This window comes from Rhizobium esperanzae, assembly GCF_014197615.1.
Classification (GTDB): domain Bacteria; phylum Pseudomonadota; class Alphaproteobacteria; order Rhizobiales; family Rhizobiaceae; genus Rhizobium; species Rhizobium esperanzae_A.
On sequence record NZ_JACIFY010000014.1, the window covers coordinates 26,046 to 38,742 of the forward strand.

General features: G+C 61.6%; 12 protein-coding genes and 1 pseudogene. 8 read left to right on the forward strand and 5 right to left on the reverse strand.

Annotated features, from left to right (window positions below; genetic code table 11):
- The first annotated feature begins 9 nt into the window (after positions 1-9).
- Positions 10-1,452: an HlyD family type I secretion periplasmic adaptor subunit gene (locus tag GGD57_RS18780; protein ID WP_184471808.1), complete on the forward strand. Its 1,443-nt coding sequence runs from the start codon at positions 10-12 to the stop codon at positions 1,450-1,452.
- Positions 1,442-1,738 carry a transposase gene (locus GGD57_RS18785; RefSeq protein WP_184471809.1) on the forward strand — a complete coding sequence of 99 codons (297 nt, stop codon included), beginning with the start codon at positions 1,442-1,444 and terminating at the stop codon, positions 1,736-1,738. The genes GGD57_RS18780 and GGD57_RS18785 overlap by 11 nt, the downstream gene beginning before the upstream one ends.
- A 115-nt stretch (positions 1,739-1,853) precedes the next feature.
- Here the strand turns inward: GGD57_RS18785 and GGD57_RS18790 are convergent, their stop codons facing one another.
- Positions 1,854-2,033 (reverse strand): hypothetical protein, encoded by a 180-nt coding sequence (locus GGD57_RS18790; RefSeq protein ID WP_246713697.1) that lies wholly within the window; start codon positions 2,031-2,033, stop codon positions 1,854-1,856.
- 495 nt (positions 2,034-2,528) lie between these two features.
- Here GGD57_RS18790 and GGD57_RS18795 point away from each other — a divergent pair, with 495 nt between their 5' ends.
- Both GGD57_RS18795 and GGD57_RS18800 read left to right on the forward strand, forming a co-directional pair.
- Positions 2,529-3,146: an outer membrane protein gene (locus GGD57_RS18795; protein WP_184471811.1), complete on the forward strand. Its 618-nt coding sequence runs from the start codon at positions 2,529-2,531 to the stop codon at positions 3,144-3,146.
- Between the two features lie 269 nt (positions 3,147-3,415).
- Positions 3,416-4,327, forward strand: a complete 912-nt coding sequence (locus GGD57_RS18800; RefSeq protein ID WP_184471812.1) for an acetamidase/formamidase family protein — start codon at positions 3,416-3,418, stop codon at positions 4,325-4,327.
- Between the two features lie 32 nt (positions 4,328-4,359).
- Here the strand turns inward: GGD57_RS18800 and GGD57_RS18805 are convergent, their stop codons facing one another.
- The 4 genes and pseudogenes from GGD57_RS18805 to GGD57_RS18820 form a co-directional block, all read right to left on the reverse strand.
- Positions 4,360-5,256: an NAD(P)H-binding protein gene (locus GGD57_RS18805; protein ID WP_184471813.1), complete on the reverse strand. Its 897-nt coding sequence runs from the start codon at positions 5,254-5,256 to the stop codon at positions 4,360-4,362.
- A gap of 100 nt (positions 5,257-5,356) precedes the next feature.
- Positions 5,357-6,213, reverse strand: a pseudogene (locus tag GGD57_RS18810) (helix-turn-helix transcriptional regulator).
- A 91-nt stretch (positions 6,214-6,304) separates the two neighbouring features.
- A complete protein-coding gene (locus GGD57_RS18815) occupies positions 6,305-7,207 on the reverse strand; it encodes a proline iminopeptidase-family hydrolase (RefSeq protein ID WP_184471814.1) in 903 nt (300 codons plus the stop codon).
- 134 nt (positions 7,208-7,341) lie between these two features.
- Positions 7,342-8,139 carry a helix-turn-helix transcriptional regulator gene (locus GGD57_RS18820; protein WP_184471815.1) on the reverse strand — a complete coding sequence of 266 codons (798 nt, stop codon included), beginning with the start codon at positions 8,137-8,139 and terminating at the stop codon, positions 7,342-7,344.
- Between the two features lie 128 nt (positions 8,140-8,267).
- Here GGD57_RS18820 and GGD57_RS18825 point away from each other — a divergent pair, with 128 nt between their 5' ends.
- Genes GGD57_RS18825 through GGD57_RS18840 form a run of 4 tightly spaced genes read left to right on the forward strand, consistent with a single transcriptional unit; the run spans position 8,268 to position 12,696 of the window.
- Complete coding sequence (locus GGD57_RS18825; protein ID WP_184471816.1) at positions 8,268-9,158, forward strand: proline iminopeptidase-family hydrolase; 891 nt, start codon at positions 8,268-8,270, stop codon at positions 9,156-9,158.
- Between the two features lie 51 nt (positions 9,159-9,209).
- Positions 9,210-10,148 carry an ABC transporter permease gene (locus tag GGD57_RS18830; RefSeq protein WP_184471817.1) on the forward strand — a complete coding sequence of 313 codons (939 nt, stop codon included), beginning with the start codon at positions 9,210-9,212 and terminating at the stop codon, positions 10,146-10,148.
- Positions 10,145-10,996, forward strand: a complete 852-nt coding sequence (locus GGD57_RS18835; RefSeq protein ID WP_184471818.1) for an ABC transporter permease — start codon at positions 10,145-10,147, stop codon at positions 10,994-10,996. The genes GGD57_RS18830 and GGD57_RS18835 overlap by 4 nt, the downstream gene beginning before the upstream one ends.
- Positions 10,993-12,696, forward strand: coding sequence for a dipeptide ABC transporter ATP-binding protein (locus GGD57_RS18840; RefSeq protein WP_184471819.1), 1,704 nt, complete (start codon positions 10,993-10,995; stop codon positions 12,694-12,696). The genes GGD57_RS18835 and GGD57_RS18840 overlap by 4 nt, the downstream gene beginning before the upstream one ends.
- Position 12,697 lies beyond the last annotated feature (1 nt).

Sequence of the window (12,697 nt, forward strand, 5' to 3'; positions counted from 1 at the left end):
GACGCAGCCATGACCCTTGTTCCACTGGATGCAACGCCGGCGAAATTTTCAAATCCGTCCAGGATGGACCAGCGGTTCGCTCAGCGGCCGACGGCAGCCAGACAACAGACGGTCTATGCGCCGGTGATCGAACAGAAACAGCGCGGACCCGCCCCCCCTTCGCCCATGCCGGGGCTCAGAGGTGTCGTCTGGACGGGGAACCTGTTGATCCTGATTTTCATCGTCGGATTGGGGATCTGGTCGGTTCTGGCGCCGCTGAAAAGCGCTGCAGTTGCCTCCGGCGTTATCGAGCCGGAGTCCAGCCGCAAGACCATTCAGCATCTGGAGGGCGGAATTGTCCGACGGATCCTCGTCAAAAACGGCGACGCGGTCATGGCCGGACAGATCGTGATCGAACTCGACGACACGAAGTTTCGTTCGGAACGCGACAGCATCCAAGGGCAACTTTGGGATGCCGAAGGAAGCCGCGCCCGCCTGCTTGCCGAGCAGACGGGCGGCGACCATGTCGCCTATCCCGAGGATCTCAGGGCAGCCATGGACCGATACCCCTCGGTCAGCGCGATTCTCAGTGGGCAACAGAAAATCTTCGAAGCCCGTCGCCGGGTCATGCAGGCTGAAATTCAGATCGCCAATGAAAAAATCGCGCAGGTGCGGCAGGAAATCGTCGGACTTGGCGCGCAGAAGGCGGCGCTGGCCGACAGAGCCGCAATATCGAGCCAAGAACTGGATCAGGTCACGGACCTCACCGCCAAAGGGCTGGAAAGAAGGAGCAGGCTTCTCAACCTCCAGCGCGAAAAAGCAGACCTGGATGGCCAGCAAGGGCAAGTGGAGGCGCAGGTTTCCCGCGCCTACCAGGTGATCAGCGAGGCCCAGGCCGATCTTGCAAAGCTCGAGAGCGACCGGTTGAGCGAAGTCGCCCAGGGCATGCGGGACACGGAAAGCCGGATCATGCAGCTGCGCGAGCGCCTGCGGGCGATCGACGACCAGCTTTCAAGGACCGATATCCGTGCTCCCGAAGACGGAACGATCATGAACCTGCGCATCCATACATCAGGTGGGGTCATCGGCGCGGGCGAGCCGCTCGTCGATCTTCTGCCACGCGCCGATCGGCTTATCGTGTCTGCCCATGTCAGACCGGAAGATATCAATCTCGTCCATGCGGGGCTCGAGGCACAGGTCCACCTCCTGCCATACAATCAGCGGCGCGTTCCACTGCTGAAAGGCCGGGTCGAATATGTATCAGCGGACCGTCTCACCGATCCGCAAAACGGCCAGCCCTATTTTGCCGCGACGATCCGTGTAACGGACGAGCGGCTGGCGAAAATGCGTGATGTCGAACTGGTCGCGGGCATGCCCGCACAAACACTGATCGAAACAGGCAAAAGCAGCGTGGCGCTCTATGCTGTCAGACCACTTCTCGACAGCTTCAACAGAGCATTTCGTGAGGACTGAAGCGGTGATGGGCAAGAGGAAATTCGACGACGACCAGATTACGATCATTCTGAAGGAGCACCAGGCCGGCGTGACGGTGGCAGATGTCTGCCACAAGCACGGCATCAGCGAGCCGACCTTCTATCGGTGGCAATCCCTGCAGTTCGGAAGCGCCGGTCTCGAAGCCAGAAGGGTGAGAGCACTGGAAGAAGAGAACCAGAAGCTCAAGAAACTTTTGGCGGAAGCCATGCTCTCCGCGGCCACGCTGAGCGAGATGCTGGCGAAGTCATCGAAAGGGCGAAACTAACCTCTAAGCAGGGGAGGGCGCCACTGTATTCCGGACGAGGGGACCTCCCCAAGTGCGGGCAAAGGAGTACGGCCCGAAAAGTAGCAAGCACGATCGCTGTCGGTCTCTCGGAACTTTAAGCTTCCACTTCGCCATAGAGTTGGCCGCACATCGTCAATGATCTGCGCATTGCGGCGACGCGGTCTTCGGCATCTTTGGAAGAATAGGCCCAGATCTCGGTCGCCCAGGTCTTGTCGTCCATATCGAATTGCAGGGCAAACCTGTAGAGCCGGCGGTTGTCAGTGTCCGTGGTCACGAAACCGGCATCAGGACCGTCGCGATTGTTTCTGGCTCTGCTGAAACTTAGAACATTCACAACATGCTCCTCAGGTCCTTGTCCCGGCTCTTGAAAGGGCCGCTCGAAGGCCTAACCAGGCCATCGGAAATTCGTTCCCTTCCATCCCTTGGGACGGGAGATCGCTTGGCGGTCGAAAATGACGGCCGCCACGGGATATATAATATACCCTGTCGCATCATTTTCTGGCGTAATGCATGTTATGGAACAACAAGAACATATTTAGATTATAATGGCTTAGACTTTTTCCTTGCGTGGTTGCCACCAGCGCTGGGTACCCACTCCTGAAGCCGCCCCGCGCGATCCTTCACACGCATGTCCAGGATGCCGGGCCACAACATATCTCAACATTAAAACGCAAACAGCAACGCCGAGCCGCAGCATAATGCCTCGGTTGCGGCTGACTGCCGATTTGCTGAAGCCTTCTCCGATCATCGAAAATGACGAGGCACTTTAATGTACACAAAGACAATTGCGCTGGCCGCCATGGCTTTCTCGGCGGTGCCGGCCTTTGCCGCCGATGTGGTGGTTCAAGATCCCGCTTACGTTCAACAGGGACAGAGTCCGTCGGCCTTCGACTGGTCGGGATTTTATCTCGGGCTTCAGGGCGGATATGCCGCCACCCATGCGACCTACCTCAACGGCTCCGAGCAGGATCTTGATGGAGGGTCCACGGGCATTTATGGCGGATATAATTTCCAGCATGGCCCTTTCATTTTCGGTATCGAGAATGACTTCAACTACAATTGGAAGGATGGAGACGACGTTTCCCTCAAATGGGACGGCTCGGCGCGCGGCCGCGTGGGATATGCCTTGGACCGCACGCTGATCTACGGAACCGGCGGCTTGACGGCGGCCGGTGGAGAAGTCGACGTGCCGGGAGTTGGCAAGAAGGACGACATCCTGATCGGCTGGACCGCCGGTGGCGGTGTGGAGCACGCCTTAACCGACAATATCATCATGCGCGCCGAATATCGCTATGACGACTTCGGACGTAAGGATTTAGGCGCGGTGCTCGGCGATTTCGAAGTCAATCAGCAAAAGGTAACGATCGGCACCAGCTTCAAATTCTGAACGTCGATCCGTCACGCCTCGACATCGATCGAGGCGTGATCAACTCCTCAGGACAGGAAATCCGCCCGCGAAGCCTGTCCGGTGCGCCAAGATGAGTTGATTTGACAGCCTGCCCATCGGCCGCCGCAATTGCGGCCGAACGGTATTTCGGGCGATCTGCGGATATTGGCATTGCAGGCAATCTCATCTCTGATCTAGTCTCGAACTCTCTCCGCCGGGCAGTTCAGCCGCGGGCTCATGACATTCGAAACGAGCGAGAGCCGTATCTCATGACCACTCACCGCTTCATTCCGACGAGCTTTCACAATGTCATCGGTTCCCTTCCGCCGGCCTTGCACATCGCCGACGGCGACACCGTCGTGACCGAGACGCTCGATGCTGCCGGCCATGACAAGGACGGCGTCAAGCGGGCGCCCCGCGGCAACCCGATGAACGGCCCGATTTTCGTGGAAGGGGCCGAACCGGGAGATGCGCTGAAAGTCGAGATCATCGGCATGATCCCGACCAGGGACACGGGGTTCACCCGCAGCGTCGTCGCCGCCAATGTCGTCGATCCCGAAGCTGTTCGCGACCTGCCGCCGCGTGATATCGCCATCTGGGCGATCGACCGCGAGGCCTTGACCGTCCGGCTGTCCGAGCCGGCTGCCGGCCTTGAAGATTTCGTTCTGCCGCTTGCCCCGATGATCGGCTGTTTCGGCGTTGCGCCGAGCCTCGGCCAGGCGATCTCGACCGCAACGAGTGGCGAATATGGCGGCAACATGGACTATCGGCTGTTCGGTCCCGGCACCACGGTTCGCTTTCCGGTCTCGGCTCCCGGCGCCCTGTTCTTTCTCGGCGATTGCCATGCCGTGCAGGGAGATGGCGAGATCGTCGGAACCGGCGTCGAGACGACGTTCGACGTCACGGTGCGGCTGACGGTGGAAAAGCGGGCCGGATTGGTCTGGCCGCGCGGGGAAACCGCTGAAGACATCTTCACCATCGGCAACGCGAGGCCCCTCGATCAGGCGCTCCAGCATGCCACCAGCGAAATGCTGACCTGGCTGGCGTCGGATTACGGCCTGGACAGGATAGCGGCCAGCCATCTGCTCGGACAGGTCGTGCGTTACGACGTCGGCAACGTCTTTGACCCGGCCTATACGATGGCTTGCCGCGTTGCCAAGAAATGGCTGGTTCGCCGATAGAGGTCACCAGAACCTGCCATTCCTGGCAGGACTCACGACACAGCCCGCTGGGCATCAGGATGAAATGAATCAAGGGCAGGGACAAGTTCCGTGCGGCCGCGGCGGATTTCGCCGACACCGGCTTCCGCTCCGATCAGGCCCTTGTTGTGGACATCGGCGAGCCTCACGATCAGATCGGCGTAACTGTCGGAAAGCCCTGCGCGTATCAGCGTTGCCGGCCAATCTGCGCGCGGCAGTTCCCGCGCGGCGACGCGCCGGTTCAACAACCGCCCCAAGGCCGCAGCGATCTCGAGTGCCGTGTATTCGCGTGGCCCTTCGCCATGGACAATCCGCGGCGAAGGTCCGTGATCCCAGTCTGCCAGCAGAAGGTCGGCGGCCATAGCGCCGATATCGGCGGCGGAGACGGTCGGGAAAGGTCGCGACAGCGGCTGGTGCATGCTCGGCATTATGCCGGTCTCGCCGGCGATCTTCAGGTAGCGCCTCCAGTTTTCCATATGCTCGGCGGAACGTAGAAAGACCATGCTGGTGCTGCATTGCCGAAACCGCTCCTCCATCGCACGGAACAGGATGGTAATGCCGGTATCGATGGTCAGATGTGCGCCGTAATCCGAGATCGCCAGGACGCGCGGCGGCCGGGCGGTATCGATCGCCTCCGCCATGCATTCGATCGATCTGAGCATCTGGCGGCTGGCATCGGCAGCATGCGGGTCGATCGGGCAGATGAGCTGGACGGCCGTCGCATCTGTCATCGCGCTGGTCATGGCATCGATATCGCCGATCTCGGCAATGGCGATCTCGCATCCGAGTGCCGCAAGCGGTGCAGTCTTGGCGGGATCACGGAGCACCGCCCTGACAGGCACGGCCTCGGCTGAAAGCCTTTTTATCGTTGCCCTACCGACCTTGCCGGTGGCGCCGAAGATCACAAACATGGTTTCTCCTTCGCTTGTTTGCAGCGGAAAGAGAATGCCTTGATGCTGTGCAGGCGGCCTGCGCATTCGGCCGGTCCGTTGCGGGATCGGCCATTTTTCGTCAGTTGCGCAGACGGGCGATGGTGCCGGGGCTGATGCCAAGCAGCCGCTTCATGCTGTTTGCCATATGGCTCTGATGCGCGAAGCCGGCTTCGAGTGCAATCTGGCTCAGCGGCAGGCTGGAATTTCTGATCAGTGCCTCGGCGCGCGATATCCGGCGGTGCATCACATATTGATGCGGCGGCATGCCGAAACTGCCGCGAAACTGGGTCTTCAGATGCGAGAGACTGAGCCCGGCAACACGGGCAAGTTCGGCAAGCGAAAGCGGCATATCGAGATTGTCCTCGATGTAGTCCACAAGCATCCGTTTCTGGCGGGACGAAAACGCCCTGCCGATATCTGCCGGGCGAGAGCTGCCGTTGCCCGCCTCGACCAGACGGAGTGCAAGGGCGGTCGCCAGCGTATCGGCATAGAGATGGTCAGACGGCACATCCGCTTCAAGCTCCGCTTTCAAGGCCCAGGCGATTGCCTCGAGCCGCGGGTCGCGGAGCTGAAATTTCGGCGCCATCGCCGCCGCGGGATCGCGTCCGAGGTCGATGGCAGCCCGATGGAAAAGATCCTTGCTGATCATCAGCCGCAGGATCACGCATTCGCGGTCGTCCTCCCAGGCGCCATCCAGGCCGGCTGGCACCACATCGATATCGCCATGTTTCTGCAGGCGGCGATGTTCCCGCCCGTCACAGCGGCATTGGGCCCAGACCGGCGGGCCGACATGGATTCCGAGGCGATGAAAGGGGTCCCTGAAATATGCGTGCGGCCGGGCGGAATGCACAACAGCTCAGCCTCCAGACCGCGCCAACCACGCCCCGCGCTCGTTGCGAGGATTGTCGCGCTTTCTGTCTGCGGTTGATCGTTCATCGGTGCGTTCCATTCGCTTTCGAATGCGACGGAGACTATCTCACGCGTCACTCCCGCGGCAAGAAACGGAATTGCCCTTATGGGTGAATTCTCAGTCGTGCCGTGACAGGAAAGTGGAAACGGTCGCCAGGCAACGCTGCTTTTCCTCGACATGCGGCATATGACTGGAATTTTCGAACAGCACCCATTCGCAGCCGGGAACCCGTTCGAGGTAGGGCCTGACCACCAGCGGTGTCGCCTCGTCGTATTTTCCCGAGATCAGCAGCGTCGGGGCTTCGATGCGGTCGAGCCTGTTCTCGATCGTCCAGTCCTTCATCGTGCCGATGACGTGAAATTCGGTCGGGCCGTTCATGTTGCGGTAAACGGTGTTGTCCTCGTCCATGATCGCGAAGGTCCGCGCCACTTCAGGCGGCCACGGCGCCACGCGGCAGACATGGCGGTCATAAAAGACGCGGGAGGCGGCGATATAGTCCGGGTCGGTGAGGCTTCCTGCCAGCTCGTGCTTCAGCAGCGTGTCCTGCACCTCCTTCGGCAGTTCCTGCCGCAGCCGGTTCGCCTCCGAAACCCAGGTGTGCATGTTGGCCGGGGAGTTGGCGATGACAAGCGCCTTCAGGCCCGGCGGCCGGCGCACCGCATGTTCGGCGCCGAGCATGCCGCCCCAGGACTGGCCGAGGAAGGCATAATGATTCTGAATGCCGAGATGGGCAAGCAGCGCGTCCAGCTCTTCGAGAAACAGGCCGACCGTCCAGAAATCCGGGCCCTTTTCCGGAAGCCGGGTGGAATTGCCGTTGCCGAGCTGGTCGTAATGGATGACCGGGCGGCCGTCGAGCGCGGCGATATCCTTGAAGGAGTCGACATAGTCATGCGTGCAGCCGGGCCCGCCGTGGGCGACGACGAGGGGCAGTTTGCCGCTCGTCAGCGAACCGGTGATGCGATACCAGGTGCGATAATCGCGAAAGGGCAAATAGGCTTCGTTGGTCACGATTTCGGCCACCGGCGTCTCCATCTCTTAGAGCGCCGCGCGTCTATAAAGACGCGCTAGGGACGCTCTAACACTTTGAATCTGCGCATAACCATGCGCGGGCATCTCGGAAACCAATAACGCGGCGGCAGCGGCGAAGGCAGCTATCACAAGTTATAGGGTGGCCAGGCATGGCTCGGCCTGTCTTCGAGCAGGCGGTAGTGGGTGGCGCGCACCACGGCCTGGGTGCGGTTGCGGGCGCCGAGTTTCTTTGCCGCGGCGTTTAGGTGCATGACGACGGTCGGCACCGAACGGCCGATGATGCGGGAGATTTCCTTGGCGGAATAACCTTCCGCGGAATGGCGCAGGCACTCGCGCTCGCGTTCGGTCAGGCGGACCGTTCCGACGCTCTTCGCCGCTTTGTCGAAAAGCGAATAAGCCGTCTCGTGGAAGACATGGGCGAGCAGGTTGAAGTCGGCGATATAACGCAGCGCATGCCGTTCGAAATCGTCGTTCCGGCCGAAGCGGATGCCGGTGACGGTCGCATAGTCGCCGCGCGGCATATGGACCGGCACGGTGACGCCGGTCGACATGTCGCGTTCGTTGAGGTAGCGCGCCACGGGCGCCGTATCGTCGCTCATGAAACGCTTGATCAGTGTGTCGGCATCGGTGTCGTAATTCCAGAAGAACGGCGCCGTGCTGCGCAACGCCACCTGCTGCACCGGATCGATACGGAAATAGCCGCGATCGAACCAGTAGTCGTGCATGTCGTCGGCGATGTTCCGGAGTTTCAGCAGCGACGGGATCATGATCGCGCCGTCGAGGTCGTAGGGCACCGGCGTATAATCATAGATCAGGGCTTCGAAGCCCAGCTGCTTCATCGCCTCGAAGGCCTGGTCGATGCAGCCGTCCAGCGTTTCATGCGCCGTGAACTGCCGTCTGATCGTTCCGATGTCGTCAAGCATGGGCGGCTCCCGGTTCGGCGTGGCGCCCCACCCTATCACTTCTTATAGCTGGCACGGAACGCGATTTGCGGTAAAAAATTAACCACGCCCAAATATTGAGCAAGGGATATTTTCTGCTGGAGCAATCAATGTGGCGTGAAATGCAGCCGGACGCGCGATTCGAGATCGATGTCGATGGCTACCGCGTCGTTGCCTATAGCTTCGGGACCGGCGATGAGACGGTTTTCTGCCTGAACGGCGGACCGGGCCTGCCTTGCGACTACCTGCGCGAGGCCCATTCCTGCCTGATCGACAAGGGCTACCGCGTCGTCGCCTTCGACCAGCTCGGCACCGGCGCCTCCGACCGGCCGGACGATCTCTCGCTTTGGACGATCGGCCGCTATGTCGAGGAGACCGAGACGGTGCGCAAGGCGCTCGGGCTCGGCAAGGTCCACATGCTCGGTCACTCCTGGGGCGGATGGCTGGCGATCGATTACGCGCTGACCTATCCCGAAAACCTCAAGACGCTGATCCTCGAAGATACCGTCGCCGATATGCCGCATCTGATCTCGGAACTGGAACGGCTGCGGGCAGCGCTCGGTCCCGAAACCGTCTCGATGATGCAGAAGCACGAGGCGCAAGGCACCTACAATCACCCGGAATATCTCGCCGCAGTCACGATCCTCAATTACCGCCATGTCTGCCGTCTGCCGGAATGGCCGGCGCCGGTGCGCCGCTCGCTCGACGACTGGAACATGGCGCCCTACGCGACGATGCAGGGACCGAACGAGTTTCTCTATATCGGTAACCTCAAGGACTGGAACCGCATTCCCGATCTTCCGCGGCTGACGCTGCCGGTGCTCATCACCACGGGAGAGCATGATGAGCTGACGCCGGCTTGCGCGCTCAGGATGAAGCTTGCGCTGCCGAATGCCGAACTCAAGGTCTTTGCCAATGCCAGCCACATGCCGTTCTATGAGAACCCGCAGGATTATTATCCAGCACTTCTCGATTTTCTCGCCCGGAACAAGGCGCACTGATGCAGGACAAAGCGAAGCGAAGCCGACGAGAACAGAGGGGCGATCGCCGTCATGCATCGCTATAAATTCGTTCTTACACGGCCGCTGCAATTCCTGCCGGTCATCTTCGGTATCAGCGTCATCACCTTCATTCTGGTACGGTTGATCCCTGGCGATCCCGCACGCAACATCCTCGGCACGCGCGCCACACCGGCTGCCCTTGCCAGCATCCGCGCTCAATACGGCCTCGATCAGCCGATGTGGCTGCAATATGTCTATTTTCTCAAAAACCTCGCCAATGGCGAGATGGGCAAGTCGATCCTCTACAAGATCGACGTGCTGAAGCTGATCGTCACCCGTATCGAGCCGACGCTTGCCCTCGTCGCCGCGAGCGTCGTGCTGTCGGTGCTGATCGCGGTGCCGATGGCGGCGATCGCCGCGCGTAATGCCGGCCGGGCGCCGGACCATGCGGTGCGCATCGTCTCGACCTTCGGCATCGGCTTTCCGCCCTTCTGGCTGGGGCTGATGCTGATCATCCTGTTCAGCGTCGAACTCGGCGTGCTGCCGGTTTCCGGCTATGGCGCGACGATCGGTGAAAAATTGTCTCATCTCGTGCTGCCGAGCCTGACGGTGGCGCTGTCGCTCTCGACCGTGCTGACGCGCAGCCTGCGGGCGGCGATGATCGAAGCCCTGAAATCGGATGTCGCGACGGCGGCGCGCGCCCGCGGCATGCCCGAAAACATCGTCTTCTGGCGGCACGTATTGCCGAATTCGCTGGTGCCGACGATCAACCTGCTTGCCGTCAACATCGGCTGGCTGATCGGCAGCACTGTTGTGGTCGAGACCGTCTTTGCGCTGCCCGGCATGGGGCAGCTGCTCGTCAGGGCGATCTTCTCGCGCGACTATATGGTGGTCCAGGGCGTCGCCATGGTCTTTGCCTGCGCCACCGTGCTGATCAACTTCATCGCCGACATCGTCACCGTCGCCGTCGATCCGAGGGTGAGGCTATGAGCATCGAGGCGATCGTCCCCGCAACCTCAGGCTGGCGACGGTTCTTCGGCCGGCGGCTGATGCTTGCCGTCGGTGCCGGCCTGCTGCTGTTCTTCGTCCTGCTGGCGATCGGTGCGCCTCTTATCGCGCCCTACGACCCGATCCTGCAGAATGCGGACGTGCGCCTGCAGGCGCCTTCCCTGTTGCATCCCTTCGGCACGGACAATTTCGGCCGCGATATTCTCTCTCGCGTCATCTGGGGCGTGCGTCTCGACCTGCAGATGGCGCTGATCGGCGTCATCTTCCCCTTCCTGATCGGAACGACGGTCGGCACCATTGCCGGCTTCTTCGGCGGCATCGTCGATGCGCTGTTCATGCGCCTCGTCGATATCATTCTCGCCTTCCCCTTCCTGGTGCTGATGCTGTCGATCATCGCGATCCTCGGCCCGGGCCTCGGCAGTTTCTATATCGCCATGGCGCTGGTCGGCTGGGTTTCCTACGCGCGGCTGATCCGGGCGCAGATGCTGGTGCTCAAGGGCAGCGATTACGCCGTTGCCGCCGTCAGCCTCGGCTTCAGCCGCCGGCGCATCATGTTCCGCCATTTGTTGCCGAACGCGATTGCCGGCTCGATCGTCTTTTCGATGTCCGACGCGACGCTGGTGCTGCTCAGCGGTGCTGCCGTCAGCTATCTCGGCCTCGGCGTTCAGCCGCCGATCGCCGAATGGGGCGTCATGGTCGCCGAAGGCCAGAGCTTCATCACCACAGCCTGGTGGATCACCCTGTTTCCCGGCCTCTCCATCGTCTGCCTGGCCTTCGGCTTCAGCATGCTGGGCGACGCGCTCGGCGAATTGCTCGGGGTGCATGAATGAGCGGCTCCGTGCTCTCCGTCCGCGATCTCACAGTCAAGGCCTATGTCGATTCCGGCCCGCGCACGCTCATCGATGCGATCTCACTCGATCTCGGCCGCGGCGAGATCCTCGGTCTCGTCGGCGAAAGCGGCTCGGGCAAGAGCCTGTTCTGCCGTTCTCTGGTGCGCCTGCTGCCCTCCTCGCTGCTGAAGATCGAAAGCGGTAGCGTGCTGCTCGAAGGGCGCGATCTCATGCGGGTCGACGATGGCGAGATGCTGAAAGTGCGCGGCGGCGAGATCGGCATGATCTTCCAGAACCCGACCAGCCATCTCGATCCGGTGATGCGCATCGGCGACCAGATCGCCGAGGGCATCCGCTATCATCAGGGGCTCGGCGCCCGCGAGGCCCGCGTGGCAGCGACGGACATCCTAGCGCAGGTCGGTTTTCCCGACCCAAGGCGTCAGTACGACAGCTATCCGCACGAATTTTCCGGCGGCATGCGGCAGCGGGCGATGATCGGCGTGGCCCTTTCCTGCAATCCGAAAATCCTGATCGCCGACGAGCCGACCACGGCACTCGACGTGACCATCCAGGCGCAGATCCTGCGGCTGTTGATCGACATTCGCGACCAGCGCGGCCTGTCGATCATTCTGATCACCCACGATCTCGGCATCGTCGCCCAGACCTGCGACCGCATCGCCGTGCTGCGCGGCGGCAAGCTCATCGAAGAGGGGCCGAAGCGGGCAATCCTGGCGCGGCCGCAGCATCCCTATACGATCAACCTGATCAACAGCCACCCTTCCCTGCCGGGCGAGGCAGCCGCACCGCTGCTCGAGCCTGCCGAGGCGGTCCCGCCGGCGAAGCCATTGCTCGAAATCGACGATCTGCATGTGCGCTTCAGGGCGGGTGGCAGCCTGCTCAAGGGTGGCGCCAAGACGGTCAGCGCTGTTGCCGGCGTCAGCCTGCAAATCATGCCGGGCGAGACGGTCGGCATCGTCGGCGAATCCGGCAGCGGCAAGAGCACGCTTGCCCGCGCCGTGCTCGGCCTCACGCCGCTTTCCTCGGGTCACGTTACCTTCGACGGCGTCGATCTTACGCTGCAGAAAAGCGCGGGCTTGGCAAAGCTCAGGCGGGAAACGGCGATGGTGTTCCAGGATCCCTATAATGCGCTCAATCCACGGCTGACGATCGGCCAGATGCTGGCCGAGGTGCTGAAGGTGCAGGGCAAGGTCGCCAAGGCCGATATTCCGGCGCGCATCGACGCGCTGCTCGATCTCGTCGGTCTCGAACGCGAATTCGCCGGCCGCAAACCGCGCAGCATGAGCGGCGGCCAGTGCCAGCGCGCCGGGATCGCCCGCGCGCTCGCCGTCGATCCGAAGATGATCATCGCCGACGAATGCGTCGCCGCCCTCGACGTCACCATCCAGGCGCAGATCATCGAACTCTTCCGCGAGCTCACGGCGAAGATGAACCTCACGCTGCTGTTCATCGCTCATGATCTGGCGATCGTCCGCAATCTCTGCGAACGCGTCGTGGTGATGTATCGCGGCGAGATCGTCGAAGAGGGCCGCTCCGAAGAGGTTTTCGCGCGGCCGAAACATGCCTATACGGCGGCGCTGATCGCCGCCATCCCCGACATCGATCCTGAAAAGCCGCTGCTGCAGGGCATCGGCGACAATCCGCAATCGATGCCGATTCAATCAATCAAACGCGTGCCATAAC